Annotated in this window: 27 protein-coding genes; 14 read left to right on the plus strand and 13 right to left on the minus strand. The window is 63.3% G+C overall.

Features of this window, described 5'->3' with window-relative positions:
- Positions 1 to 23: 23 nt before the first annotated feature.
- Positions 24 to 974, minus strand: coding sequence for a LysR family transcriptional regulator (locus HFRIS_RS22550; protein WP_006465330.1), 951 nt, complete (start codon positions 972 to 974; stop codon positions 24 to 26).
- 229 nt (positions 975 to 1,203) lie between these two features.
- Here HFRIS_RS22550 and HFRIS_RS22555 point away from each other — a divergent pair, with 229 nt between their 5' ends.
- Genes HFRIS_RS22555 through HFRIS_RS22565 form a run of 3 tightly spaced genes read left to right on the plus strand, consistent with a single transcriptional unit; the run spans position 1,204 to position 3,115 of the window.
- Positions 1,204 to 1,953, plus strand: a complete 750-nt coding sequence (locus HFRIS_RS22555) for an SDR family NAD(P)-dependent oxidoreductase (protein WP_006465331.1) — start codon at positions 1,204 to 1,206, stop codon at positions 1,951 to 1,953.
- A gap of 58 nt (positions 1,954 to 2,011) precedes the next feature.
- The gene (locus tag HFRIS_RS22560) at positions 2,012 to 2,485 is read left to right on the plus strand and encodes a nuclear transport factor 2-like protein (protein WP_244436332.1); all 474 of its coding nucleotides are present in this window, start codon (positions 2,012 to 2,014) and stop codon (positions 2,483 to 2,485) included.
- Positions 2,486 to 2,527: 42 nt separating this feature from the next.
- A complete protein-coding gene (locus HFRIS_RS22565; RefSeq protein WP_006465333.1) occupies positions 2,528 to 3,115 on the plus strand; it encodes a VOC family protein in 588 nt (195 codons plus the stop codon).
- Positions 3,116 to 3,182: 67 nt separating this feature from the next.
- On the opposite strand, the gene HFRIS_RS22570 is transcribed toward HFRIS_RS22565, so the two are convergent.
- Entirely contained in the window at positions 3,183 to 4,478 is a 1,296-nt protein-coding gene (locus tag HFRIS_RS22570; RefSeq protein ID WP_006465334.1) for an MFS transporter, read from the minus strand.
- A gap of 140 nt (positions 4,479 to 4,618) precedes the next feature.
- On the opposite strand from HFRIS_RS22570, the gene HFRIS_RS22575 reads away from it, so the two are divergent.
- Positions 4,619 to 5,527: a LysR family transcriptional regulator gene (locus HFRIS_RS22575; protein WP_006465335.1), complete on the plus strand. Its 909-nt coding sequence runs from the start codon at positions 4,619 to 4,621 to the stop codon at positions 5,525 to 5,527.
- Positions 5,528 to 5,582: 55 nt separating this feature from the next.
- Here the strand turns inward: HFRIS_RS22575 and HFRIS_RS22580 are convergent, their stop codons facing one another.
- On the minus strand, positions 5,583 to 6,035 hold the full coding sequence (locus HFRIS_RS22580; protein ID WP_039877031.1) for a hypothetical protein: 453 nt from the start codon (positions 6,033 to 6,035) through the stop codon (positions 5,583 to 5,585).
- A gap of 579 nt (positions 6,036 to 6,614) precedes the next feature.
- On the opposite strand from HFRIS_RS22580, the gene HFRIS_RS22585 reads away from it, so the two are divergent.
- The 3 genes from HFRIS_RS22585 to HFRIS_RS22595 are packed head-to-tail and all read left to right on the plus strand — an operon-like array spanning position 6,615 to position 8,970.
- Positions 6,615 to 6,866 (plus strand): FeoA family protein, encoded by a 252-nt coding sequence (locus HFRIS_RS22585; RefSeq protein ID WP_006465337.1) that lies wholly within the window; start codon positions 6,615 to 6,617, stop codon positions 6,864 to 6,866.
- Positions 6,863 to 8,689 (plus strand): ferrous iron transporter B, encoded by a 1,827-nt coding sequence (gene feoB / locus HFRIS_RS22590; protein WP_006465338.1) that lies wholly within the window; start codon positions 6,863 to 6,865, stop codon positions 8,687 to 8,689. Before HFRIS_RS22585 ends, feoB begins: the two co-directional genes overlap by 4 nt.
- Entirely contained in the window at positions 8,686 to 8,970 is a 285-nt protein-coding gene (locus HFRIS_RS22595; RefSeq protein WP_006465339.1) for a DUF6587 family protein, read from the plus strand. Before feoB ends, HFRIS_RS22595 begins: the two co-directional genes overlap by 4 nt.
- A gap of 27 nt (positions 8,971 to 8,997) precedes the next feature.
- Here the strand turns inward: HFRIS_RS22595 and HFRIS_RS22600 are convergent, their stop codons facing one another.
- Positions 8,998 to 10,203, minus strand: coding sequence for a threonine ammonia-lyase (locus HFRIS_RS22600; protein WP_006465340.1), 1,206 nt, complete (start codon positions 10,201 to 10,203; stop codon positions 8,998 to 9,000).
- The gene (locus tag HFRIS_RS25345) at positions 10,187 to 10,399 is read right to left on the minus strand and encodes a hypothetical protein (RefSeq protein ID WP_152486740.1); all 213 of its coding nucleotides are present in this window, start codon (positions 10,397 to 10,399) and stop codon (positions 10,187 to 10,189) included. The genes HFRIS_RS22600 and HFRIS_RS25345 overlap by 17 nt, the downstream gene beginning before the upstream one ends.
- A 246-nt stretch (positions 10,400 to 10,645) precedes the next feature.
- Between HFRIS_RS25345 and HFRIS_RS22605 the strand changes: the two genes are divergently transcribed.
- Positions 10,646 to 10,888: a hypothetical protein gene (locus HFRIS_RS22605; protein ID WP_006465341.1), complete on the plus strand. Its 243-nt coding sequence runs from the start codon at positions 10,646 to 10,648 to the stop codon at positions 10,886 to 10,888.
- Between the two features lie 21 nt (positions 10,889 to 10,909).
- Here HFRIS_RS22605 and HFRIS_RS22610 read toward each other — a convergent pair whose 3' ends face one another.
- Positions 10,910 to 11,275 (minus strand): type II toxin-antitoxin system VapC family toxin, encoded by a 366-nt coding sequence (locus HFRIS_RS22610; protein WP_006465342.1) that lies wholly within the window; start codon positions 11,273 to 11,275, stop codon positions 10,910 to 10,912.
- Positions 11,269 to 11,487 (minus strand): ribbon-helix-helix protein, CopG family, encoded by a 219-nt coding sequence (locus HFRIS_RS22615; protein WP_006465343.1) that lies wholly within the window; start codon positions 11,485 to 11,487, stop codon positions 11,269 to 11,271. Before HFRIS_RS22615 ends, HFRIS_RS22610 begins: the two co-directional genes overlap by 7 nt.
- Before the next feature lie 141 nt (positions 11,488 to 11,628).
- Between HFRIS_RS22615 and HFRIS_RS22620 the strand changes: the two genes are divergently transcribed.
- Positions 11,629 to 12,201 (plus strand): methylated-DNA--[protein]-cysteine S-methyltransferase, encoded by a 573-nt coding sequence (locus HFRIS_RS22620; RefSeq protein ID WP_006465344.1) that lies wholly within the window; start codon positions 11,629 to 11,631, stop codon positions 12,199 to 12,201.
- Between the two features lie 32 nt (positions 12,202 to 12,233).
- Here the strand turns inward: HFRIS_RS22620 and HFRIS_RS22625 are convergent, their stop codons facing one another.
- The 4 genes from HFRIS_RS22625 to HFRIS_RS22640 are packed head-to-tail and all read right to left on the minus strand — an operon-like array spanning position 12,234 to position 16,020.
- Positions 12,234 to 13,100 carry an ABC transporter permease gene (locus HFRIS_RS22625; RefSeq protein WP_006465345.1) on the minus strand — a complete coding sequence of 289 codons (867 nt, stop codon included), beginning with the start codon at positions 13,098 to 13,100 and terminating at the stop codon, positions 12,234 to 12,236.
- A gap of 8 nt (positions 13,101 to 13,108) precedes the next feature.
- Complete coding sequence (locus tag HFRIS_RS22630) at positions 13,109 to 13,972, minus strand: ABC transporter ATP-binding protein (protein ID WP_006465346.1); 864 nt, start codon at positions 13,970 to 13,972, stop codon at positions 13,109 to 13,111.
- Positions 13,953 to 14,978: an ABC transporter substrate-binding protein gene (locus HFRIS_RS22635; RefSeq protein ID WP_039877036.1), complete on the minus strand. Its 1,026-nt coding sequence runs from the start codon at positions 14,976 to 14,978 to the stop codon at positions 13,953 to 13,955. The genes HFRIS_RS22630 and HFRIS_RS22635 overlap by 20 nt, the downstream gene beginning before the upstream one ends.
- 1 nt (position 14,979) lies before the next feature.
- Positions 14,980 to 16,020 (minus strand): ABC transporter substrate-binding protein, encoded by a 1,041-nt coding sequence (locus tag HFRIS_RS22640; RefSeq protein WP_039877038.1) that lies wholly within the window; start codon positions 16,018 to 16,020, stop codon positions 14,980 to 14,982.
- A gap of 452 nt (positions 16,021 to 16,472) precedes the next feature.
- Between HFRIS_RS22640 and HFRIS_RS22650 the strand changes: the two genes are divergently transcribed.
- The 5 genes from HFRIS_RS22650 (at position 16,473) to HFRIS_RS22670 (ending at position 22,149) form a co-directional block, all read left to right on the plus strand.
- Positions 16,473 to 18,374 (plus strand): potassium transporter Kup, encoded by a 1,902-nt coding sequence (locus HFRIS_RS22650; protein ID WP_039877042.1) that lies wholly within the window; start codon positions 16,473 to 16,475, stop codon positions 18,372 to 18,374.
- Positions 18,375 to 18,564: 190 nt separating this feature from the next.
- Entirely contained in the window at positions 18,565 to 19,491 is a 927-nt protein-coding gene (gene rocF, locus HFRIS_RS22655; RefSeq protein ID WP_006465350.1) for an arginase, read from the plus strand.
- Between the two features lie 257 nt (positions 19,492 to 19,748).
- Entirely contained in the window at positions 19,749 to 20,528 is a 780-nt protein-coding gene (locus HFRIS_RS22660; RefSeq protein WP_006465351.1) for a basic amino acid ABC transporter substrate-binding protein, read from the plus strand.
- A 137-nt stretch (positions 20,529 to 20,665) separates the two neighbouring features.
- Complete coding sequence (locus HFRIS_RS22665; protein ID WP_006465352.1) at positions 20,666 to 21,418, plus strand: amino acid ABC transporter permease; 753 nt, start codon at positions 20,666 to 20,668, stop codon at positions 21,416 to 21,418.
- 8 nt (positions 21,419 to 21,426) lie between these two features.
- On the plus strand, positions 21,427 to 22,149 hold the full coding sequence (locus HFRIS_RS22670; RefSeq protein ID WP_006465353.1) for an amino acid ABC transporter ATP-binding protein: 723 nt from the start codon (positions 21,427 to 21,429) through the stop codon (positions 22,147 to 22,149).
- A 78-nt stretch (positions 22,150 to 22,227) separates the two neighbouring features.
- Here HFRIS_RS22670 and HFRIS_RS22675 read toward each other — a convergent pair whose 3' ends face one another.
- Complete coding sequence (locus HFRIS_RS22675) at positions 22,228 to 22,992, minus strand: ABC transporter ATP-binding protein (protein WP_006465354.1); 765 nt, start codon at positions 22,990 to 22,992, stop codon at positions 22,228 to 22,230.
- A 23-nt stretch (positions 22,993 to 23,015) separates the two neighbouring features.
- Entirely contained in the window at positions 23,016 to 23,783 is a 768-nt protein-coding gene (locus HFRIS_RS22680) for an ABC transporter permease (RefSeq protein ID WP_006465356.1), read from the minus strand.
- Between the last annotated feature and the right edge of the window lie 13 nt (positions 23,784 to 23,796).

Below are 23,796 nucleotides of genomic sequence, written 5' to 3' on the forward strand. Positions count from 1 at the left end.
CCATTTTTTTTGCCTGCGTCCGTTCAGCGCTTGCGGGTCTTGGTCACGGTTTTTTGAGTCGCCATATGCTCGGCGGCGATGCGCGCCGGCAGGCACTCCAGCAGCCAGTCGATGAAGACCCGCAGGCGCTGGCTGACATGGCGGTTCTGCGGATAGACCACGTGGAAGGGATAGGCCGCCGGTCGCCAGGGCTGCAATATTTCCACCAGCGCCCCGCGCTCCAGTGCGTCGCGCGCGGCATAGCTGAAGGTCTGCACGATGCCCAGGCCCGCCATTGCCGCCGCCAGATGGGCGTTGCTCTCGTTGACGCCGATGCGATGGTCGATCTTGATGTCCTGCTTTTCTCCCTTGCGTTCGAAACGGAAGGGAAAGGCCCGGCCATTCTGCGGCGACAGGTAACTCACCAGCCGGTGTCCGTTCTTCAGTTCTTCCGGATAGGCCGGTGTGCCGAACTGCTTCAGGTAGGCCGGCGCCGCGCAGGTGATCAGCGTCGCATTGCCGATGTGCCGCGCGACCAGCGATGAACTGTCCAGCGGGCCGCCGCGGAGGACGCAATCGATGTTGTCGCTGATCAGGTCGGCCGAACGGTCGGAGACGCCGAGGTCGATGCGGATGTCGGGATAGCGCGCCATGAACTCCGGCAGCGCCGGGACCAGCACGTCACGCGCGGTCGAACCACCGACATCCACCCGCAGCTGGCCCTTGGGCTTGACGCGGGCCGCGTCGAAGGAGGTATCGATATCCTCCAGGTCGCGCAGGATGCGGGTGGTCTTCTCGTAGTAGTCGCGCCCTTCGGCCGTGACGGTGACGCGGCGCGTGGTCCGCTGCAGCAGTCGCACGCCCAGGTGCGACTCCAGTTCCTGTATCTGCTTGCTCAGCGTGGCGTTGGGCATGTCCAGCGAATCGGCAGCCCGCGTGAAACTGCCGGCTTCCACCACCCGCGCAAAGCCGCGGATGGCCATCAATTGATCCATGTCGAGTGTCCTTGGTTGATCGACGCCTGCCGGAAAAGTCTGCGGGATCGTCCAGATTATCCACGTGTGTGAATAGTAATTTTGATTTTACACGGTTTATCTGGGAATCGACCGCCGCTAAAGTGCAGCCATGCCTGATCGATACACAGCGCAACGCAAGGCGGGGCGCCACGACATGGCAGACGTCCATTTCATCCAAATTGCAGCACCCGACATAAGGAGCAACACCATGAACAAGCAACTCGACGGCAAGATCGCACTCGTCACCGGCGGCACCAGCGGCATCGGCCTGGCCACCGCCCAGGAACTGGCAGCACAGGGTGCCCGTGTCTTCATCACCGGTCGCCGCCAGGTTGAACTGGATGCCGCAGTGGCCAGCATCGGCGTGGCCGCCACCGGTATCCGGGCCGATGCCTCGGTCCTCTCCGATCTGGACCAGGTCTATGCCCAGATCGCCAAGAGCGCCGGCAAGCTGGACATCCTCTTCGCCAACGCCGGTGGTGGCGACATGATGCCGCTGGGCGCGATCACCGAAGAACACTTCGACCGCATCTTCGGCACCAATGTGCGTGGCGTGCTCTTCACCGTGCAAAAGGCCCTGCCGCTGCTGGTCGATGGCGCCTCGGTGGTGCTTACCGCCTCCACCGTCTCCATCCAGGGCACGGCCAACTTCAGCGTCTACAGTGCCAGCAAGGCCGCGGTGCGCAACTTCGCCCGCTCCTGGGCACTGGACCTGAAGGACCGCGGCATTCGCGTCAACGTGGTGAGCCCCGGCCCGGTCCGTACGCCTGGCCTGGGCGGCCTGGTGCCCGATGAAGCGCGTCAGGGGCTGTTCGACTTCCTCGCCGCACAAGTGCCGCTGGGCCGCCTGGGCGAACCGCAGGAAATCGGCAAGGTGGTAGCTTTCCTGGCGTCGGATGCCTCCAGCTTCGTCAATGGCATCGAACTGTTTGTTGATGGTGGCATGGCACAGGTGTGATGTCGGGGGCGCTGGCACGGCATGTCCGCCAGCGCCGTCTTACATCGCCAGACCGACCATGAAAAATCTCGTCGCCACCCTTTCCCTCTTTGCCGCGCTGGCACTGCTTGCAGCGCCGGCAGCCTTCACCCAGGAGTCTTCCATGCATCTCACCAGTGACGCCACCGTTGACGTGGCACAGGCGCAGGCCTTGATCGACCTGCATTTCACGATCTGGAACGAGCCCGATGCGCAGCGCCGCAACCTGCGTTTCGGCCAGGTCTATACCGATGATTTCTTTGTCGCCGACTACCAGGCCAAGGCGGTCGGACACGCCGCCGTGGGCCAGTTGCTGCAACGGGTCCAGGACCAGCATCCCGGTTTTTCCTTCAAGCCCGATCCGGTGAGCTGGAACCACGGTCTGGGTCGCGTCACCTGGAATTACGGTCCGCCGGACCAGCCGGCCCTGATCCACGGCGAGGACGTCTTCACCATTCGCGAGGGCAAGCTGGCCAGTGTCTTCGTCTTCCTCGACGTGGCTCCTTCCCATTGATCACCTTTCACTTTTCACCTTTACCGTTGCACGGAGTCTTCCATGAAATTCATTGCTTCCCTTCTGGCCGCAGTCGCCCTGCTGATGGCTGTACCGGGTCATGCCGCCGGCGTTCCGATTGCCGGGGTCGATCACGTCGGCATCAATGTGCCTGACCTGAAGCAGGCCGAGGCTTTCTTCATCGATACCTTCGGTTGCGTACCGGTGACGCAGATCGGCCCCTTCCCCCTGGATGCCGCCGCCGCCGAGAAATCAGAGGCCTTCGCGCCGCGCGCCGACAGCGTGACCCTGGCCATGATCCGCTGCGGGACCGGCGCCAACATCGAGTTGTTCGAGTACGTCAATCCGCGTGGCAGCAAAGCAATGCCGCAACTGGCCGAGGCCGGTGCCTCGCACATCGCGTTCTACACGGAGGACATCGTCGCTGGCGTGGCCTACCTGAAGTCGCACGGCATCACCGTGCTGGGTGAGCCGATCACCATGACGGCTGGCGACACCGGTGGCGAGACCTGGGTCCACTTCCGCGCGCCGTGGGGCGCCGAGATGGAACTGGTCAGCTATCCCAAGGGCAAGGCCTATGAGGGCCATACCGCGCAGCGCCTGTGGAATCCGAGCCGGCCGGCGCAGTGAACTGGACGGTCGAAAACGACAAGGCCGGCATTGCGCCGGCCTTGTCGTTTCTGCTCTCAAAGAGGTGTCAGTTGCGACCCTGCCGCCATAGGCAGCGGGCCAGCCATGCGGCCGTCACGACCTGCAGCAGCATGAAGGCGGCTACGGCGTTCCAGCCTGCGTGTTCCCAGAACCAGCCGCCGACCGAGCCCAGCACGCTGCCGCCCAGGTAATACGCCAGCAGGTACAGCGAAGCGGCATGCCCCTTGCCCTGCCCCGCCAGCCGACCGACCCAGCTGCTGGCGGCCGAATGGGTGGTGAAAAAGCCGATGGTCAACAGCACGATGCCGGCGATGACCACTGCCAGCCAGGGCGTGCAGGTCAGGAACAGGCCCACGCAGGAAGTGCCGATGCCCGCTGCCACCAGCGGTGCACGGCCATAGCGGTCAGCCAGCGCACCGGCCCAGGAAGAGGACACGATGCCGAAGATGTAGGCGCTGAAGATGAGCCCGGTCAGCGTGGCTGACAACGAGAACGGCGGGCTCATCAGGCGAAAGCCGGCGTAGTTGTACGAGGTGGCGAAGATGCCCATGTTCAGCGCCGCGATGCCGAAGGTCAGCGGCAGGCGGGCGTGGCCGAGGTGGCGGCGCCATAGGCCGACGTGGTCGCGCAGGCGCAGCGTGCCGTTGCGTACGAAGTTGCGTGAGGCCGGCAACATCATCACGAAGGCCACTGCCAGCACCAGGTCCAGCGCGCCGATGGCGAGCATGGCGTGGCGCCAGCCGAAGGATTCGGCCAGGGTGCTCATGGCGACCCGACCGACCATGCCGCCGAAGGCGTTGCCGCCCACATACAGCCCCATGGCGTAGCCCAGGCCTCCGGCGTCGATCTCCTCGGCCAGATAGGCCATGGCCACGGCCGGCACGCCGCCCAGGGCGATCCCTTCCAGCGCACGGGCGACCAGGATCAGGTGCCAGCTCGGTGCGATGCCGGCCAGCAGGTTGCAGCAGGCGGCGGTGGCCAGTGAGGCGAACATCAGTTCCTTGCGGCCGAAGCGCTCCGACACCATGCCTGCCAACAGGATGGAGAGCGCCAGGAAGCCCGTCGACAGCGACAAGGCCAGCGAGGCACTGGCCGCGCCGATGTGGAATTCCTGCGCAAAGGCCGGCAGCAACGGCTGCACGCAGTACAGCAGCGAGAACGTGGCGAAGCCCGAGCAGAACAACGCCAGCACGATGTGGCGGTAGTCGGCGGAGCCGCGAACCGCGCCACCATTGGCATGGCTGGCATGGCTGGCCGGGGCGGCAGAGATGGCATGGTGCGCGGTGGGTGCCGCTTCCGGGCGCGGGACAGTGGAAGACGGTGAATCGGAGAGCGACTGCATGGCAAGGGGACGGCAGACGCGCCGGAGGAAGGCGTACCGCCATGTGTTGTGGAGAGGGGTAGTCTGGGATAAATGCGGTATATTGTCCAATATATGGAAGGTGGCCTGGCCATCTATCAAACAGATATCAGGTGAGCACAATGGAACTGCGACATCTCCGCTATTTCCTGGCCGTGGCCGAACAGCGCAGCTTTACCCGGGCCGCCGAGAAGGTCGGCATCGGCCAGCCCCCCCTGTCGATGCAGATCAAGGACCTGGAGCAGGAGGTGGGCGGCGCGCTGTTCATCCGTACCTCGCATGGCGTGGAGCTGTCGGAGGTGGGACGGGTGTTGCTGCCGCACGCCCAGACGGCGGTGGACAATGCCGAGCAGGCGCTGCGCGCCGCGCAACAGGCCGCCAGCGGCGAGGTGGGATTGCTGCGCATGGGTTTTACCTCGTCGGCGGTATTCCATCCGCTGGTGTCGCATGCGCTCCAGCAATTCCGCGAGCGTCATCGCAAGCTGGAAATCTCCCTCAGCGAAGGGATCACCGAGCAGTTGCTGGCCGATATCGCCGCCTCGCAACTGGATGCGGCCTTTGTGCGCATCGTCACGACGCCGTCGGCCGAGCTGGGGGTGGTGGAACTGCCGGCCGAGAAGCTGAAGGTAGCCTTGCCGCGTTCGCATCCGCTGGCACGACGCAAATCGCTGCGCCTGCAGGACCTGGCCGGGGAAAACTTCATCATGGTGCCGCGTGGCAAGGGATCGGCGCTGTACGACAACATCTTCAGCGCATGCCAGGCGGCCGGCTTCGATCCGCTGGTGATCCAGCTGGCGCCGCAGCTGACCTCGGCCATCAATCTGGTGGCCGCCGGGCTGGGGATTTCCATCGTCCCGGAAGCCATCGAGCAGGTACAACTGGCACAGGTGCGCTACATCGAGATCCGCGAACCGGCGCCGCGGGCGCAGCTGTCGCTGGCCTACCACCGGCAATCGATTGCCGCGGCACGCTTTGCAGCGCACCTGCAGCGTTCGCTCAGGCGCGTCGGGGGCGAACGGGATGTGTCGTGAAGCGTCGTGAAGCCATATGAGCGACGGGCCGCGGGCGAGGTCTGCCTAGGTCTGCTCAGTTGCTTTTGAAGCGTCCCAGCAGCTTGTTGGCCTGTTGCAGGAAGGCCTGGGGATAGGCCTCCACCAGTTGTTCGAGCGCCGGCAGCATGCGCTCGAGGGCAATGGTCAGGGCGATATCGCTGATTTCCTCGCCCCACAGGACCTTTTGCACGAAGGCCGCGGGTCCGATCTCGGCGATCAGGCTCATGCTCATCTGGCGTTCAAGGGTGTCGATACGCGGGCCGAAGACCTCATCGAAGATGCGCATGATGGCTTCTTCCAGCTGTACCCGCTCGCTGCGTTGCAGGCGATCGTCCCGTCCTAGCGGCTCGGGATCGACCGGCGCCGGCATCTGGCTGTTCTCGATGAGTGCGCTGGCCTCCCCCGCCATGCGACTCAGTTGCTGCACATGCAGCGTCAAGGCACTGATTTCAGCGAGCAACGAGCGCAGCGGCATTTGCTGCGGCATGTCGGATTCGGCTGGACCTGCTGGATGTGGATTCATATTGTTGTTGTTGCTCAGCCTGCCAGGGCAGAGACCGGGCAAGCTGCTTGAATCGATCGTGCCGACGATGCCGCCCCCATGCGGTTGTATCGCCGGTGCCTGTGTACTGAACCGACGAGGCCCAGTACAAATTTCCCCAAGGAAACTAAATTAAGTATAGTGCGCTGCAAAAATTTACGCATGAAAAAATCCGTCACTTGGACGCAGAAGCGACACTTTCAGCGACTTTGTTGTTCGAATAATAAAAGAAAATCACAGAGTTGCGTTTTTTAGTTGTCTGTAATCCAACACTTTCGTGTGGATTGCACCCCGGGATTGCGACATATCGTCGCAGCTGATATGCGCAAACAGCCTTGGCCCGGCCCGCGATGCCTGTCGGAAATCCCCCCGATCGCCTCGAATTCCGCCAGCTGGCGGGCTTGAGCGTCTCTTGCTGACTGTCAGTACCCTCCTCCGCTGCTGTTGGGCTTCTGTCAGGCAAGCGTCAAAGTGAACGAATATAATGAGAATCGTTCCTGATTCCACCGACTGAAGCACACCATCATGCGTCTCACCGAACTTCCCAAGGGCATTGCCGCCATTGTCGATCATGTTGCCGACCTGCACGCCGCCGATGCCGTCGCCGCCCGTCTGCGCGACCTCGGTTTCGTCACCGGTGAACCGGTACGGGTGGTGGCGACGGCGCCCTTTGGTGGCGATCCCATCGTGGTCCAGATCGGCTCCACCCGTTTTGCCTTGCGGCGGGCCGAAGCGCAGCGGGTGTCGCTGCAGGCCGGTTCGGAAATGGCAGCATGAGCGCGGGCGCACTCAACATTGCTCTGGTCGGCAACCCAAACTGCGGCAAGACCGCACTGTTCAACCAGATGACCGGGGCGCGCCAGAAGGTGGCCAACTATGCCGGCGTGACCGTGGAACGCAAGTCGGGCAGCTTTACTTCCCCTTCCGGCCGTCAGGTGCGGGTGGTGGACCTGCCCGGTGCCTACAGCCTGCAGTCGGTCAGCCCCGACGAACGGGTGACGCAGGCGGTGCTGCAGGGACGCTACCCGGGCGAGGCGGTGCCGGATCTGATCGTCTGCGTGGCCGATGCCACCAATCTGCGCCTGCACCTGCGCTTCGTGCTGGAAGTGCGGCGCCTGGGGCGGCCCATGGTATTGGCCCTGAACATGATGGACGCCGCGGCCAGGCGCGGTATCCGGGTCGACGTGGCGGCACTGTCGCAGCGGCTGGGCATGCCGGTCATCGAAACCATCGCCGTCAGGCGTGGTGGTGCCGATGCCTTGCAGGCGGCCATCGACGACGCCCAATCGCTGGCGGCACCCACGGCGCCGGCAGTGGCCGACCTGCACGTGGAGGTGCGCGCCCTGCTGGCGGACACCGTCGTGATGCCGGCACCGACCGACCGGCGTGATGACGCAATCGACCGCATCGCCCTGCATCCGGTGCTGGGCGTGCTGCTGCTGGCGCTGACCATGTTCCTGGTGTTCCAGGCCGTATATGCCATCGGCAAGCCGATGACGGATGCCATTGCCGATGGCTTCGGCACGCTCGGTGGCGTGGTCGGTGAATGGTTGCCCGAGGGGCCGCTGCGCGGCCTGGTGACCGATGGCCTGGTGGCCGGGCTGGGGACGGTACTGGGGTTCCTGCCGCAGATCCTGGTGCTGTTCTTCTTCATCCTGCTGCTGGAGGAATCCGGCTACCTGCCGCGCGCGGCTTTCGTGCTGGACCGGGTGATGGTGTCGGTGGGCCTGTCCGGGCGCTCGTTCATTCCGCTCTTGTCCAGTTTCGCCTGCGCCATCCCCGGCATCATGGGGGCACGCAGCATCACCGATCCACGTGACCGGCTGGCCACCATCCTGGTGGCGCCACTGATGACCTGCTCGGCGCGCCTGCCGGTGTATGCCTTGCTGATCGGCGCCTTCATTCCGCATCGTGCGGTGCTGGGTTTCTTCAATCTGCAGGGGCTGGCGCTGTTCTGCCTGTATGTGGCGGGCATCGCCGCCGCCATGCTGGTGGCCTGGGTGGCCAAGCGCATCGGCCGTGCGCGCCAGGAGCGTGCACTGTTGATGGAACTGCCCTCCTATCGCCTGCCGCACTGGCGCGATATCGCGCTGGGTTTGTGGGAGCGCGGCGCCATCTTCCTCAAGCGCCTGACCGGCGTGATGCTGGCGCTGACGGTCTTGATGTGGGCCATCTGTACCTTCCCTGCCCCGCCGGCCGGCGCCACCGAAGCGGCCATCGACTATTCCATCGCCGGCCATATCGGCCATAGCCTGCAGTACCTGTTTGCACCGCTGGGATTCAACTGGCAGATCAGCCTGTCGCTGATTCCGGCCTTCGCCGCCCGCGAAACGGCGGTGGCGACGCTGGCCACCGTCTACGCCGTCGGTGGCGACGAGGGGGCAGCCTTGCAGACGGCGCTGGCTGCGCATATCTCGCTGGCCAGCGCGCTGTCGCTGATGGTGTGGTTCGCCTTCGCGCCGCAGTGCATGTCCACGCTGGCCATCATCCGGCGCGAGACACAGTCCTGGCGCATGGTGGCGTTGTCCTTCGGCTACATGTTCGTGCTGGCCTACGCAGCGTCTTTCCTTACCTATCGGATCGCGGGGTGGCTGGCATGAGCAGCTTGTGGTGGCAATACCTGATCATCGGCCTGCTGGTCGCCGGCAGCCTGCTCTACATGGCACGCAAGCTGGCGCCTGCGATGAGCTGGCGCTGGCAGGCGCGGCTGGGGAGCTGGCTGGTGCGGCGTCGTGGCGCACCCTGGCAGGCGCTGGGCCGGCGCATCCTGCCACCGGCCAGGGCTGGCGGTTGCGGCGGCGGCGCCTGTGATGGTTGCGGTGACAGTGGCGACACCTTGCCGCCACTGGAACAGAAGATCAGCTTCCACCGCCGCAGATAAGGACCGGCTCCCGCGGCGGGCTGGCGCTCAGTGCAGTTCCTCGGCCTCGAAGCCGGCTGCGCGCAGCGCCTGCAGCACCTGGGCCAGATGCGGCCGGCCGCGGGTCTGCAATACCAGTTCGATATCCACGTTCTGCGCGGCCAGCAGCGTAAAGGCGCGCTGGTGGTGCACTTCGTCGATGTTGGCACCGGCTTCGGCGACGATGCCGGTGATGCGCGCCAGGGTGCCAGGGACGTCCCGCGAACTGACCTTCACCCGTGCCAGGCGACCGGCGCGGACCATGCCGCGCTCGATGATGGCCGTCAGCAGTAGCGGATCGATGTTGCCGCCCGACAGCACCAGTCCCACGCGCTTGCCGCGGAAACGGTCCGGATAGCGCACCAGTGCCGCCAGTCCGGCCGCACCCGCGCCTTCGACCAGGGTCTTTTCGATTTCCAGCAGCATCAGTACGGCCTGTTCGATATCGCCCTCATCGACCAGCAACAGATCGTTGGCTTCGCGGGCGATGATGGCGCGGGTCAGGGTGCCGGGTGTGCCGACGGCGATCCCTTCGGCGATGGTGCTGGAGCCGACCGGATGCTCGGTCCCCTTGACCGCATTGACCATGGTCGGAAAACGCCGTGTCTGTACACCCACGATCTCGATCTCCGGCTTGATGGCCCGTGCTGCGACGGCCATGCCGGCCAGCAGTCCGCCACCGCCGATGGCCACCACCAGGCAATCCAGGTCTGGTACCGCCTTCATCATTTCCAGCGCGACCGTGCCCTGGCCGGCGATGATGGCTTCGTCGTCATAGGGATGGACGAAGGTCAGGCCTTCCTTCTCGGCCAGCTCGTAGGCATGGGCGCGTGCCGCTTCCAGGGTGTCGCCATGCAGTACCACGTTGGCGCCGAAGCCACGGGTACGCTCGATCTTCACGCCAGGTGTAAAGCGCGGCATGACGATGGTGGCCGGCAGGCCCAGCCGCTGCGCGTGATAGGCCACGCCCTGCGCATGGTTGCCGGCCGACATCGCCACCACGCCGCGTGCGCCGTCCTGGCTGGCGGCAACGTCGACCATCTTGTTGCAGGCACCGCGCTCCTTGAAGGATGCAGTGAATTGCAGGTTCTCGAACTTGAGGAAGACCTGGGCGCCGACGATCTGGGACAGCGTGCGCGATTCCACGCAGGGGGTCTCCAGGATCTGGCCTTGCAGTCGGCGGGCGGCTGCTTCGATATCATTGAGCGTTGTCATCCAGCGATTGTAGAGCCAATGCACCGGTTTGTAGCACCTCGTGCCGCACGCTGCCGAGGATGTCGATAAATCGAAGCCGTGACCAGGGCAGCTTGGCAATTGGAAAAATCATGGCATAGCGATGTCGATTTTTCGTCTGGCTCGGGCGATGCGGATTGTCGCTTCGCCAACACCAAATTTCTTTCACGGTCACCATTGAAGTCGCAGGATCGGGCGACTAGAGTAAAGACTCGTCGCGCCACCGCCTGGATCTCTTGCCCCAGTGGAAGCGACACCTGGAAGTGCCGTCCGGCCTTCCTCCTCTCGCAGGTCCGATCAGACTCAGCCGTTCTCACCAAGGAGACACCATGAGCATCGCCACCCGGCATCCGGATGTCCGGCCCCCCTCGTTGCCGCCCTGCCCGACCGCCCGCGCCACGTACAGCGCACCTCCCCACTATTGTTGAAACTGGTCGAACTGGACCCGCGCGAGGTCATCGAGGGCGTGATGACGCCGGCCGGCTTCGTCACCGCCGACGTGGTCCCGGTGGGACCCATGCGCGAGGCCTGCCCGCACTGCGATGGAGTGGCCCTGCAACTGGTGCTGCGGCACCGGCATGTCAAGCGCAGCCACCTGTTCTGCAGGAGCTGCACCCGGGTCTATGACGCCCTCAATGAAAGCGGGTATTCGGTGTTGACGGTGTGAATCACCTGCATATCGGGACGCCTAGAGCTTGTAGGGAACCCGTACTCCGGGCTCATTGGCGGGAAAGTCCTTGGTGTTGCGCGAGACCAGCAGCAGGGAATGTTCCTGTGCGGATGCCCACACGATGGCGTCCGGCAGTCGGATTCTCCGTTGCTGGCGGATCATCACGGCGCGCTGGGCCACGGTGCTGTCCAGATTGATCAGGTGGAACGAGGATAGCCACGAACGCAGGGCCTCTTCATTGTCTTCCGAGGCGCCTACCATTACCTCCATCCAGGTAATGATGCTAATGGCACGGTATTCATAGCGTGCCATCTCCTTTTTGGCCGCGACAATGCCGTTGAGATAGTCCACCAGGATATTGGTGTCGAAGAGCGCCTTTACCATTCCGAGCGCAGCTCCTTCTGATAGGCCAGCCCGTCCACCTTCTTCTTTTTCCAGAGGCCGAAGACCTCGGCGTCGTGCTCCGGCTTGTGTTGGGCGATGTAGGCGGCGATAGCCTCCCGGATGACGACAGCACGCGGACGCTGCTGGCTATCGACGATCTGGGTCAGCTCTGCCAATTGCGAATCGGGAATGTCGACCAGAATGCGGCTCATCGTGGGCTCCTTGGCGATGAATGATATACATATCATATATCATCCATGGCGACGGGATGCGCGAAGTTTATTCAGAGCGCCTGGCAATCTTGTCTTTGGACACAGTAGAATCACCCCCTCGATGCAACAGAAGAGATGCGAATGGAATATGCCTACAAGCTGATGGCCTCTCCGGCCGGATTGCTCAAGCTGGTGGCCAGGGGCGATCACCTGGCGGCCATCCTGTGGGAGGACGATGACGCCTTACGCGTGCGTCTGGGCGAGATGGTGGAGGACGAGGATCGCCCGGTCTTGCTGGAGACCGAACAGCAGCTGCGCGAATATTTCGCCGGCGAGCGTGACAGCTTCGAGCTGCCCTTGCACTTCGAGGGGACCGAATTCCAGCGCCAGGTCTGGTCGGCACTGCTGGACATCCCCTACGGCCAGACCCGTACCTACCTCGACATCGCGCGCCAGCTTGGCAATGAAAAGGCGGTGCGCGCCGTGGGGGCGGCCAATGGCCGCAATCCCATTTCCATCATCGCGCCCTGCCACCGTGTCATCGGTGTGGGCGGTGCGCTGACCGGTTTTGCCGGCGGCCTGCATGTCAAGAAGCTGCTGCTGGCCATCGAAGGCATCGCCACCGAAGGGCAGGATGCCGGCCAGGTGATCGATCCGCGTCGCAAGGCGCAGTCACGTCGTCGCGAAGACCCCAACCAGCTTTCCCTGCTGTAAACGATATAAATAATTACGGGGAGTGTGGCGCGTCAGCGCTGCATGCCCCATTTCTTCACGGTCGCCCGCTCCAGGGTATTGAAGACCAGGTTTTCCACCAGCAGGCCGATCAGGATCACCATGGCCAGTCCGGCGAAGACCTTGTCGGTGTAGAGCTCGTTGCGGTTCTGGAAGATGTACCAGCCCAGGCCGCCCTTGCCGCTGGTGGCGCCGAATACCAGTTCGGCCGCGATCAGCGTGCGCCAGGCGAAGGCCCAGCCGATGCGCAGGCCCGCCAGGATGGAGGGCAGGGCCGCCGGCACCAGTACCTGCAGCACGAAGCCCAGTCCGCGCAGACCGTAGTTGCGGCCGGCCATGCGCAGGGTGTCCGATACCCCCAGGAAGCCCGCATAGGTATTCACCGCCAGCGCCCACAGCACCGAATGCACCAGCACGAAGATCAGGCTGCCTTCGCCCAGGCCGAACCATAGCAGGGCAATGGGGAGCAGGGCGATGGCCGGGAGCGGATTGAACATCGAGGTCAGGGTGCCCAGCAGATCGCGTCCGAATTGGGTGGACACGGCCAGCGTGGTCAGCACGAAGGCGGCGACGATCCCCAGCACATAGGCCTTGAGCAAGACCTGCAGCGACAGCCAGGTCTTGCCGAACAGCTCACCGCTGCGAATGCCCTCGGCAAAGGCTTGCGCCGTCTGCAGGAAGGTCGGCAGCAGCAGGTCGTTGTTCTGCCAGCGGGCGATGGCTTCCCAGACCAGCGCCAGCAGCAGCAGGATGGCGCCCTTGCGCACCCAGCCTTGTTGCCAGATGCGTTGCGGCAGCGTGAAATGGCGCTCCAGTACCAGGCCGGGCAGGGGCGTCAGCGGAACTTCATATTCGTCGCGGATGGGGGGAGTCTGGGGCATGGTGCTATTCAGTAGGAGAAACGGACGTCGCTGAAGTTGATGCGGGGCTCGGGCGCGGCAGCGGCGCCATCTTCGTCGAACAGCAGGCGGTGGATGCGCTGCGCGGTCTGCTGGAAGCCGACCCCACCCAAACTGGAGAGGTCGTACTGGTGGCTGTTGATCTCGGCGCGTACGCGGCCCGGGTGTGGCGAGAGCAACAGGATGCGGTTGCCGACCACCAGCGCTTCCTCGATGGAGTGGGTCACGAACAGCAGCGTGAAACGCACTTCGTCCCACAGCGCCAGCAGTTCTTCCTGCATCTTGCGGCGGGTCAGGGCGTCGAGGGCGGCGAAGGGTTCATCCATCAGCAGCATCTTGGGCTGCATCGCCAGGGCGCGGGCGATGGCCACACGCGCCTTCATGCCACCGGACAACGTATGCGGATAGGCATCCGCAAAGCGTGTCAGACCGACCTTGTCGAGGTAGTGGCGGGCGCGTTCGGCGGCTTCCCGCTTGCCCAGGGTGCGCGAGGCCAGCAACGGAAACATCACGTTGTGCAGCACCGTCTTCCAGGGTGGCAACTGGTCGAATTCCTGGAACACCACGATGCGGTCAGGTCCCGGCTGGCGCACGGTGCGGCCCTCCAGGCGGATCTCGCCGGCGGCCGGCGGCAGGAAGCCCGCCACCGATTTCAGCAGGCTGGACTTGCCGCAGCCAGACGGCCCCAGCAGCACGAAGCGGTCGGCCGGATGTACGTCGAAGCTGACTTCGTGCGTCGCCTGCACCACCGCCGTGGCGCTGCGATATTGCAGGCTCACGCGATCCACCTGCAGCAGGGGTTGCAGGCTTGCCGTGGCGCTCACGCTGGCGGTCTCAGCTGCCGGGTTGTGCATACGCTTCCTCGAAGAAGTAGTCTTTCCAGGAGCTGGCGCGGTTCTTCAGGACGCCCAGTTCATGCAGCTTTTCGGCATAGACGAAGGTGCGCTCGGGAGAGACGGTGAAACGGATTTCCGGATCTTCGACGATCTTGCGCACGAACTCCGGTGCCAGCTTGGACTTCTGCACGCGGATGAAGGTATCGGCCGCCTTGGCCTTGTTGTTGCGCACGAACTCTGCCGCCTCCACCAGTGCCTGGTAGAAGGCGCGATAGGTCTTGGGATTATCGTCGTGGAATTTCTGGGTGGTGTAGAGCACGTTGAAGGTCGCCGGGCCGCCCATGATGTCGTAGGAGCTGATCACCTTGTGCACGTTCTTGTTCTCCAGGGCCTGGTACTGGAAGGGCGGGCTGGAGAAGTGGGCGTTGATTTCCGAGCCGCCGGCGATCAGGGCGGCCGTGGCATCCGGGTGCGACAGGCTCACGCTGATGTTGTCGAAGCGCTTGAAGTCTTCTTTCCCGAAGACCTTGGCGGTTTCGATCTGCAGCGTGCGCGACTGGAAGCCGACCCCGGCCGCCGGCACGGCGATACGGTCCTTGTCGCTGAAGTCCTTGATGCTCTTGACGTTGGGATTGTTCGACAGCAGGTAGTTGGGCATGGAGCCCAGGGAAGCGATGGCCTTGACGTTCTGGCGGCCGCGTGTGCGGTCCCACAGCACCAGCGCCGGTGGCGCGCCGGCCGAGACCACGTCCAGGGCGCCGGCCAGCAGCGCCTCGTTCATGCCGGTGGCGCCGGACAGGCTGGTCCATTCGACCTTGATGTCCAGACCGGCCTGCTTGCCGTATTTCTCGATGAGTTTCTGGTCCTGTACCACGTCCAGGATCAGGTAGCCGATGCCGAATTGCTGGGCGATGCGGATGCTGCCTTCGGCCATGGCCTGGGTCGATATACCAGCGGCCAATACACCAGCGGTGAGGACCGCCAGCCATCTGGGCGAGATGAAGGATAAGGAGGGGCGGCGCATCTCAGCTACCTCCCTGGATGTGGGCGTCGTCGAAGAAGTAATCCTTCACCGAGGCCGGCTTGTTCTTGATGGCACCCACACGATGCATGAACTCGGCCAGGCCGTAGGTATTCTGCGGAGCGATCTTGAATTGCACTTCGGGGTTGGTGATGATCTGCAGCAGCAGCTTGCGATCAGTATTGCCCTTGTTGACCTTGAGGTAGATATCGGCCGCCTTCTCGGGATTGGCGGTGATGAACCTGGCGGCCTCCTCCAGCGCGCCGAGGAAGGCGCCATAGGTCTTGGGATTGTCCTTGCGGAATTTCTCGGTGGCGTACAGCACCGTGGCCGAGGACGGGCCACCCAGCACGTCGTAGGACTTCAGCACGATGTGGGCATTCGGATTGCCCGCCAGTTCCTGTTCCTGGAAGGGCGGATTGCCGAAGTGGCCGGTGATCTCGGTGCCGCCGCTGATGATGGCGGCGGTGGCATCGGGATGCGGCACGGCGATACTGAGCTTGTCCAGCCGGTTGTACTGGACGTCACCCCACAGCTTGGCCGAGGCCAGCTGCAGCACGCGCGACTGCACCGAGACGCCGACGGCCGGCACGGCGATGCGATCCTTGTCGCTGAAGTCGGCAATGGTCTTGACCTTGGGGTTGTTGCTCACCAGGTAGTAGGGGAAGTTGCCCAGCGAGGCGACGCCACGTACGTTCTGGCGGCCATGGGTGCGGTCCCAGATGGTCAGCAGCGGTCCCACGCCGGCGCCGGCGATGTCCACCGAACCCGACAGCAGGGCGTCGTTGACGGCCGAGCCGCCAGAGAGCTTGAGCCATTCCACCTTGATATCCACACCGGCTGCCTTGCCGTGCTTTTCGATCAGTTGCTGGTCCTGCGCCACGTTGAGCAACAGATAGACGATGCCGAACTGCTCGGCGATGCGTAGCTGGCCTTCGGCGCGGGCCAACAAGGGCGCGGCCGCCAGGGTCAGCGCCAGGCCGCCGGCCAGGGTGGTGGTCAAGAGACGCCGCAGGCGTCCTCGGGGGGAGAGGGTAGTGGTCATGGTGTCCTGTATCGTGGATGGCGGGCCGGAGAATCCGGCAGGGGCTGACAAGTCATGGCTTAGAACCGTCACGATGGAAAAGCGCGGTTCTTTATTCGTTCGGAGTATATAAAGGGCAGGGGAGAAAGAAAAACTCGATTACCGCATATCCATATGCGTCGCCCGTATAGGCCGCAATCGCTTGTCCAGCAAGGGTTTGCGCAGGAAATGCGGAGTTTCCCGGCAGGTGATTCAGGAACTGCGACATGGCCCGTCTGTCAAGTTCGACAAGCTTCTGAAGAGGCTGGGGCGCAACGTCAGGGTGGGCGCCGGCGGCATTTTGAGCCGGCCACGGGTAGAGTGCGATAAAGTACGCGTCCTGCCCGGACAGACCGTCGCTTGCCTCCCTGGCAAGCCCTGTTGAAGCCAGAACCCTGTCCGCCGGCACTCATTTGAAGAAGCAAGGGAGCAAGATGAGTTCATCTCACACCAATCCGAGTCTTTCCCTCCGATCGTCCAAATTCCACTTGATTACCCTGGCAGCGCTGGGCGTGGTGTTTGGCGACATCGGTACCAGCCCGCTGTACGCACTCAAGGAATGTTTCAGCCCCGACCACGGCATCGCCTTTTCCCCGGGTGCGGTGCTGGGCATCATCTCCATGCTGTTCTGGGCCATCACCATCGTGGTGACCATCAAGTACGTGATGTTCGTGCTGCGCGCCGACAACAACGGCGAAGGCGGCGTGCTGGCGCTGATGGCGCTGTCCTTGCGGTCGGCCGTCTCGGGCTCGCCGCGGGCCAAGCTGCTGATGATGCTGGGCGTGTTCGGCGCCTGCATGTTCTATGGTGACGTGGTCATCACGCCAGCCATTTCGGTGCTGTCGGCGGTGGAGGGGCTGGAAATCGCTGCGCCCAGCACCACGCATGTGGTGATCCCGCTCACGCTGGTGATCGTGGTGATCCTGTTCCTGATCCAGCGCCATGGCACCAGTGTGGTGGGGCGTTTCTTCGGTCCGGTGATGTTCCTGTGGTTCCTGTCGCTGGCGCTGCTGGGCATCTACAACATCGTCAAGGCACCGGAGGTGCTGGTGGCGATCAATCCCTACTATGCCGTGCATTTCATGGCCGAGCACTCGCTGCAGGCCTTCATCGTGCTGGGTTCGGTGGTGCTGGTGCTGACCGGTGCCGAGGCACTGTATGCCGACATGGGCCACTTCGGCATCAAGCCGATCCGCTATGCATGGCTGTTCACCGTGATGCCCTCACTGCTGATCAATTATTTCGGCCAGGGTGCCAACCTGATCGCCAATCCGGAGGCGATCAAGAATCCCTTCTACCTGATGATCCCCGATCCGCTGGTGCTGCCCATGGTGCTGCTGGCGACCTGCGCCACCGTGATCGCCTCGCAGGCGGTGATCTCGGGTGCGTTCTCGCTGACCAGCCAGGCCATCCTGCTGGGCTTCGTGCCGCGCATGCGCATCCTGCATACCTCCGAGGATGAACAGGGCCAGATCTACATCCCGCTGATCAACTGGATGTTGCTGGTGGTGGTGGTGGCCGTGGTGCTGGCCTTCAAGAAATCCGACAACCTGGCGGCCGCCTATGGCGTGGCCGTGACCACCACCATGGTCATCACCACCATGCTGCTGGGCGTGGTGATGCGTCATATCTGGAAGTGGCGCACGTCGGCCGTGGTGCTGACCATTGCCTGCCTGCTGATCGTCGATGTGGCCTTCTTTGCCGCCAACCTCTTGAAGCTGACCGAGGGCGGCTGGTTCCCGCTGGTCATCGGCGGCGCGGCCTTCTTCCTGCTCATGACCTGGTATTCGGGTCGCATGCTGCTGCGCATGCGCATCAAGGATGACGGCATTCCCATCGAGCCCTTCATCGAGGGCCTGCTGGCCCATCCGCCGCACCGGGTCGGTGGCACGGCCGTGTTCATGACGGGCAACATCGCCACCGTGCCGGTTGCGCTGCTGCACAACCTGAAGCACAACCGCATCCTGCATGAGCGGGTGTTCTTCCTGAAGATCAGCATCTGGGACGTCCCCTACGTGGCCGACAGCGAGCGCCTGACCATGAAGGAGCTGGGCGGCGACGTCTACCTGCTGCGCGCGGCCTTCGGCTTCAAGGAGGCACCGGAAGTGCAGAAGGTCATGACCCTGACCGAGCAGCAGTTCGGTCATCACTTCGACCTGATGGATACCTCCTTCTTCCTGGCGCGCGACACGGTGGTGCCGAGCAAGCTGCTGGGCATGTCGCTGTGGCGCGAGCGGCTGTTCGCGTGGATGTACCAGAACGGCGCCAAGCCTTCGGACTTCTTCCACATCCCCGCCAACCGGGTGGTGGAGCTGGGAACCAAGGTCGAGATCTGATCGTCCGCGACGATGCTGCAAGGATGCCGTTCAGCCGACCGCTGAACGGCATTTTTCTTTGTGGTCAGGCAGACGGGCGGAATTCATGCGGCCTGTGCACGTCGAAGGGCCATCGTAGGACAATCGCAAGGATCCCTGCCGCCCGAGGCAGCGGTCATTCACTGTTTTCACTGTAAGGAGCGGTACAGCCATGAACAAGATCAGGATGATGGGCGCCCCCACCGATGTGGGCGCAAGCCGGCGCGGTGCCTCGATGGGGCCGGCGGCCTTGCGCGTGGCAGAGTTGCAGCGCGGCTTGCAGCAGCATGGGCTGGAGGTGGTCGATGGCGGTGATCTGGCCGGTCCGGCTAATCCGCAACAGCCACCGGTGCAGGGCCTGCGTCACCTGGACCAGGTGGTGCAATGGAACCAGACCGTCTACGCGGCCGTGGAGCATAGCCTGCGCGCGGGTGAAGTGCCGCTGCTGATGGGCGGCGACCATGCATTGGCGGTGGGCTCCATTGCCGCCGTGGCGCGTCATTGCCGCGAGCAGGGCAAGGACCTGCGCGTGCTGTGGCTGGATGCCCATGCCGATGCCAATACCAGCCATTCCACCCCGACCGGCAATATCCACGGCATGCCCGTGGCCTGCCTGCTGGGCGTGGGGCCGGCAGAGTTGACCGGTATCGGCGGCCAGGTGCCGGCCTTGCAGCCGCAACAGATCTGCCAGGTCGGCATCCGCAGCGTGGATCGCGAAGAAAAGCGCCATCTGCGGGAACTGGGCGTGCGCGTCTACGACATGCGCCATATCGACGAGCACGGCATGCGCGTGACCATGGAGCAGGCCCTCGCCGGTATCGGCCCCGAAACCCATCTGCACGTGAGTTTCGATGTGGATTTCCTGGATAGCGCCCTGGCGCCCGGGGTGGGGACTGCGGTGCCCGGCGGTCCCACCTACCGGGAAGCGCAACTGTGCATGGAAATGATCGCCGACACCGGCCGCCTGGCCTCGCTGGACGTGATGGAACTGAACCCGGCCTGCGACGTACGCAACCAGACCGCGGAGCTGGTGGTGGACCTGGTGGAAAGCCTGTTCGGCAAGTCCACCCTGATCCGTCGGCCGGAAGGGCCCTACTGACGCCTGCTGACATCGCCATCGTTGCATGCGGTGATGGAATTAGGGTTTTGCTGGAGGATTGCGACAGGCTTGCAATTTGAGGTTGAAGGATTGCGGCGAATGCCGGATTATTCAGGGTTTTTCCGCTTCCGGCGGGCCCGTGCGGGTTTTACCCACGCATTCCCGCCCGCCAGGAAACGCCAGTCTGCCGCGCCTGCTCCAACTTGCCTCTGCCTGCGGGTGGCGCGGCCCATTTTTCCGTCAGAAAGAAGGTCCCCATGTCGTTCAAGAAATTCTTCACCGTCGCCGCCAGCGCGCTGGCCCTGTCCTGCGCTGTCGGCAGCACCCTGGCTGCCGACCAGACCTACGTGGTCGGTGCCGGCGGTACCTATCGTCCCTTCGAATTCGAAACCCCGAAGAAGGAACTGGTCGGCTTCGACATCGACCTGATCAAGGCCATCTCGCAAGCCTCCAACTTCAAGATCCAGCTGGTGAGCACGCCCTGGGAAGGCATCTTCGCCACCCTCGGCCAGGGTGACCGCGACATCATCATCTCCGGCATCACCATCACCGACAAGCGCGCCCAGATGGTGGACTTCTCGCTGCCGTATTTCCCCGCCGAGCAGGTCATCATCACCAATGCCGATGCCAAGATCGCTTCGCTGGCCGACCTGAAGAAGACCCAGGTCGCCGTGGTCAATTCCACCGCCGGTGACATCGTGGTCTCCGAGGAACTGGGCAAGTCCAGCACCGCCATCCACCGCTTCGACAACACCGTGCTGATGCTGGAAGAACTGTATCGCGGTGGCGTGGACGCCGCCGTGGGCGACGTCGGTGTCATCAAGTTCTACATCAAGAGCCATCCCGAGAAGAAGTTCAAGGTGGTGGGCGACACCAAGTTCGTGCGCCAGTACTTCGGTATCGCCGTCAAGAAGGGCAACAAGGAACTGCTGGACAAGATCAACGCCGGCCTGACCAAGATCGTGGCCGATGGCACCTACGCCAAGATCTACAAGACCTGGTTCGATGGCGAAGTACCGACCCTGCCGCTGAAGTAAGCTTTCCCGGTGCGCCTGCACGATCCTGCATGCGCACCGCCTGTCTGATCTGCCCGATCACGGCCGCCACGCTGCGCCCACGCAATGTCGGCGGTCCGCTTCCTCTGCTCAACTCCTCCGTTTGAACGGACCTCATCATGAATTCCTTCTTCCAATGGGAAATCATCGGCGAATACCTGCCCCTGTTCGTCGAAGGCACCTGGATGACCCTCAAGGCCGCGATCATCTGCGTCATCGCCGGTACCTGCTGGGGCCTGGTGCTGGGCGTCGGCCGCCTGGCCGAGGCTCGCCATGGTTTCTGGAAATATTTCCTGTGCTACTGCGTGCAGTGGCCGATCCGCTTCTACGTCAGCTTCCTGCGCGGCACGCCGCTGTTCGTGCAGATCCTGCTGATCCATTTCGCGCTCATGCCGGTGCTGATCAACCCCAGCGGCGGGCTGATCCTCTCCGGTGACCTGGCCCGCGAGATCCGCTCGCACTACGGCGCCTTCGCTTCGGCGGTGCTGGCCATCACGCTCAACTCGGGGGCGTATGTGTCGGAGATCTTCCGCGCCGGCATCCAGTCCATCGACCGTGGCCAGAGCGAGGCTTCGCGTTCGCTGGGCATGACCTACATGGCCACGCTGCGCAAGGTCGTGCTGCCCCAGGCCTTCCGCCGCATGCTGCCGCCGCTGGGCAACAATGCGATTGCCATCGTCAAGGATTCCTCGCTGGCCTCGGCCATCGGCCTGGCTGAACTGGCCTATGCGGCACGCACCGTGTCCGGTGCCTATGCCCGCTACTGGGAGCCTTACCTCACCATCTCGGTGATCTACTGGGTCATCACGCTGGCCCTGTCGGCGCTGGTGCGCCACCTGGAAGCCCGTTACGGCAAGGGGGATGCACGATGAGCACGACGATGATCAAGGTCAATCAACTCCAGAAGCGCTTCGGCCAGGCGCATATCCTGCGCGGTATCGACTGCGAGATCAGGGCTGGCGAAGTGGTCTGCGTGATCGGGCCTTCGGGCTCGGGCAAGAGTACCTTCCTGCGCTGCCTCAATGGTCTGGAGGAGGTCAGCGACGGCGATATCTTCATCGAAGGCATCAAGCTCAACGATCCCCGGGTCGATCTCAATGCATTGCGCGCCCGCCTGGGCATGGTGTTCCAGCGCTTCAACCTGTTCCCGCACATGACGGTGCTGGAAAACCTGATCATGGCACCGATGCAGGTGAAGAGCCTGTCGCGCCGCGAGGCGGTGCTGGTGGCCGAGAAGCTGTTGCAGAAGGTGGGTTTGCTGGACAAGATCGATGCTTTCCCCAACCAGCTCTCGGGTGGCCAGCAACAGCGCGTGGCGATTGCCCGTGCGCTGGCGATGGAACCCAAGGTGATGCTGTTCGACGAGCCGACCTCGGCACTGGACCCGGAACTGGTGGGTGAGGTGCTGAGCGTGATGAAGCAACTGGCTGAAGAGGGCATGACCATGGTGGTGGTCACGCACGAGATGGGGTTTGCCCGTGAGGTGGCAGACCGCGTCTTCTTCATCGACCAGGGCGTGATCATGGAAGAGGGGCCACCGCAGCAGGTGCTGGGTGACCCCCATCATGAGCGTACGCGGGACTTCCTGCGCAAGGTGCTATAGCCCTTGCTCTGCCCTGCAGAGATTGTCCGTCGGGCTGGAGTTCTCTCCAGTCCGACGACGCTACCAGCAAGAACGGATCTACTTGACGCCTTCCAGGCCTTTCATCACTTCCACCTGGACCGTCTCCCAGATCGAGCGTTTCAGTTCGATATAGCGGGATGACAGCTGGACTTCGGCCGTACGTGGATGCGGCAGGTCATTGTCGATGTCCTGCACGACGCGCCCCGGCTTGGCACCCATGACCACCATGCGTGTAGACAGCATCAGCGCTTCGTCGATGGAGTGCGTGATGAAAATGATGGTCTTGCCGCTTTTTTCGTAGATCTGCAGCAACTGCTCTTGCAGCACCTGGCGGGTCATGGCGTCCAGCGCCGCAAATGGTTCGTCGAAAAGCATCACATCCGGATCGTTGGCCAGTACCCGTGCAATCGAGACCCGCTGCTTCATGCCTCCGGAAAGCTTGTTGGGAAAGCTGTCCTCGAAGCCCTTGAGTCCGACCATCTCGATGAAATGCTGTGCAACCCTGGCACGCTCGGCCCGCGATACACCTCTCATCTTCAGGCCGAACTCGACGTTTTCGCGAACGGTCTTCCAGGGGAACAGGGCGTATTGCTGGAACACCATGCCGCAGGCCGGGTCGACATCCTTGACCTCCCTCCCGTTGACCCAGACGCTACCGGTGCTGGCGCGTTCAAAGCCGGAAACCAGGTTGAGCATTGTCGATTTGCCGCAGCCGGAAGCTCCCAACAGCACCAGAAATTCACCCTGGGCCACCTGCAGGTCCACCTGATGGAGCACCTTCAGGTCTCCGAACGACTTCCCCGTGCCGCGAAATTCGATCATCGGACCTGTCCTGGACGGGTTCTTCATTTCTGCCATGACAGCACGCTCCTTTGGATCAGTCGGAAGACGATGTCCGTAATCAATACGGTAAAGCTGATGAGCACCATACCGAGTACCACGGTATCGGTCTGGAAGAATTCCTTGCCATTCATGATCATGAAGCCCAGCCCCTCCTTGGCCGCCACCAGTTCCGCTGAGATCACGCAGGTCCACGACAGGCCAAGGATCACCTTCATGCCTGACAGGATCTGGGGCATGCAGCCGGGCAGGATGACTTCGCGCATTACCTGCCAGCGATTGGCGCCCAGGTTGCGGGCTGCGCGGATGAGCAGTGGATCGATGCCCTGCGTGGCTTCGATCACGTACAGCAGCGCAGGTGTCACTGCGCCCATGAAGACGATGCTGTACTTCTGCGTCTCCGTGATGCCGAACCACAGCAAGGTGAGCGGAATCCAGCTCATCGATGGCAACGGCCTGAGGAACGACAGGATAGGATCGAAGACAGCGCGTGCGATCTTCGAAGTTCCCAGCATGATCCCTAACGGAATGGAGACCACCACTGCGGCCAGGAAGCCGACCATCACGCGCCGTGCCGAGGCCAGGATGTTGATGATCAATGTGTCCTGCTCCCACATCCGCAGGGCGCGGGCGAGGATCTGCGAGGGCGCCGGCAGGAATACCGCATCCACGATGCCGGCCCGGCATATGCCTTCCCACACCAGCAGGAAGGCCACCAGCGAAACCGCCGACAGGGTGATCAACGCCCCGCCGGTGAACCATTCTTTCTTCATAAGCATGCGCCGG

Origin of the sequence: Herbaspirillum frisingense GSF30 (assembly GCF_000300975.2) — a bacterium.
In the GTDB taxonomy this organism is placed as follows: Bacteria; Pseudomonadota; Gammaproteobacteria; order Burkholderiales; family Burkholderiaceae_D; genus Herbaspirillum; species Herbaspirillum frisingense.

Bases quoted from the DNA above. Each gene is read 5' to 3' on its own strand.
- HFRIS_RS22565 (WP_006465333.1), top strand. From the start codon at position 2,528: ATGAAATTCATTGCTTCCCTTCTGGCCGCAGTCGCCCTGCTGATGGCT.
- HFRIS_RS22660 (WP_006465351.1), top strand. From the start codon at position 19,749: ATGTCGTTCAAGAAATTCTTCACCGTCGCCGCCAGCGCGCTGGCCCTG.
- HFRIS_RS22615 (WP_006465343.1), bottom strand. From the start codon at position 11,487: ATGAGCCGCATTCTGGTCGACATTCCCGATTCGCAATTGGCAGAGCTG.
- HFRIS_RS22560 (WP_244436332.1), top strand. From the start codon at position 2,012: ATGAAAAATCTCGTCGCCACCCTTTCCCTCTTTGCCGCGCTGGCACTG.
- HFRIS_RS22610 (WP_006465342.1), bottom strand. From the start codon at position 11,275: ATGGTAAAGGCGCTCTTCGACACCAATATCCTGGTGGACTATCTCAAC.
- HFRIS_RS22630 (WP_006465346.1), bottom strand. From the start codon at position 13,972: ATGCACAACCCGGCAGCTGAGACCGCCAGCGTGAGCGCCACGGCAAGC.
- HFRIS_RS22640 (WP_039877038.1), bottom strand. From the start codon at position 16,020: ATGACCACTACCCTCTCCCCCCGAGGACGCCTGCGGCGTCTCTTGACC.
- HFRIS_RS22620 (WP_006465344.1), top strand. From the start codon at position 11,629: ATGGAATATGCCTACAAGCTGATGGCCTCTCCGGCCGGATTGCTCAAG.
- HFRIS_RS25345 (WP_152486740.1), bottom strand. From the start codon at position 10,399: ATGGTGACCGTGAAAGAAATTTGGTGTTGGCGAAGCGACAATCCGCAT.
- HFRIS_RS22585 (WP_006465337.1), top strand. From the start codon at position 6,615: ATGCGTCTCACCGAACTTCCCAAGGGCATTGCCGCCATTGTCGATCAT.
- HFRIS_RS22595 (WP_006465339.1), top strand. From the start codon at position 8,686: ATGAGCAGCTTGTGGTGGCAATACCTGATCATCGGCCTGCTGGTCGCC.
- HFRIS_RS22570 (WP_006465334.1), bottom strand. From the start codon at position 4,478: ATGCAGTCGCTCTCCGATTCACCGTCTTCCACTGTCCCGCGCCCGGAA.
- HFRIS_RS22600 (WP_006465340.1), bottom strand. From the start codon at position 10,203: ATGACAACGCTCAATGATATCGAAGCAGCCGCCCGCCGACTGCAAGGC.
- HFRIS_RS22580 (WP_039877031.1), bottom strand. From the start codon at position 6,035: ATGCCGCAGCAAATGCCGCTGCGCTCGTTGCTCGCTGAAATCAGTGCC.
- HFRIS_RS22555 (WP_006465331.1), top strand. From the start codon at position 1,204: ATGAACAAGCAACTCGACGGCAAGATCGCACTCGTCACCGGCGGCACC.
- HFRIS_RS22665 (WP_006465352.1), top strand. From the start codon at position 20,666: ATGAATTCCTTCTTCCAATGGGAAATCATCGGCGAATACCTGCCCCTG.
- HFRIS_RS22635 (WP_039877036.1), bottom strand. From the start codon at position 14,978: ATGCGCCGCCCCTCCTTATCCTTCATCTCGCCCAGATGGCTGGCGGTC.
- HFRIS_RS22670 (WP_006465353.1), top strand. From the start codon at position 21,427: ATGATCAAGGTCAATCAACTCCAGAAGCGCTTCGGCCAGGCGCATATC.
- HFRIS_RS22575 (WP_006465335.1), top strand. From the start codon at position 4,619: ATGGAACTGCGACATCTCCGCTATTTCCTGGCCGTGGCCGAACAGCGC.
- HFRIS_RS22680 (WP_006465356.1), bottom strand. From the start codon at position 23,783: ATGAAGAAAGAATGGTTCACCGGCGGGGCGTTGATCACCCTGTCGGCG.
- HFRIS_RS22650 (WP_039877042.1), top strand. From the start codon at position 16,473: ATGAGTTCATCTCACACCAATCCGAGTCTTTCCCTCCGATCGTCCAAA.
- HFRIS_RS22675 (WP_006465354.1), bottom strand. From the start codon at position 22,992: ATGATCGAATTTCGCGGCACGGGGAAGTCGTTCGGAGACCTGAAGGTG.
- rocF (WP_006465350.1), top strand. From the start codon at position 18,565: ATGAACAAGATCAGGATGATGGGCGCCCCCACCGATGTGGGCGCAAGC.
- HFRIS_RS22625 (WP_006465345.1), bottom strand. From the start codon at position 13,100: ATGCCCCAGACTCCCCCCATCCGCGACGAATATGAAGTTCCGCTGACG.
- feoB (WP_006465338.1), top strand. From the start codon at position 6,863: ATGAGCGCGGGCGCACTCAACATTGCTCTGGTCGGCAACCCAAACTGC.
- HFRIS_RS22550 (WP_006465330.1), bottom strand. From the start codon at position 974: ATGGATCAATTGATGGCCATCCGCGGCTTTGCGCGGGTGGTGGAAGCC.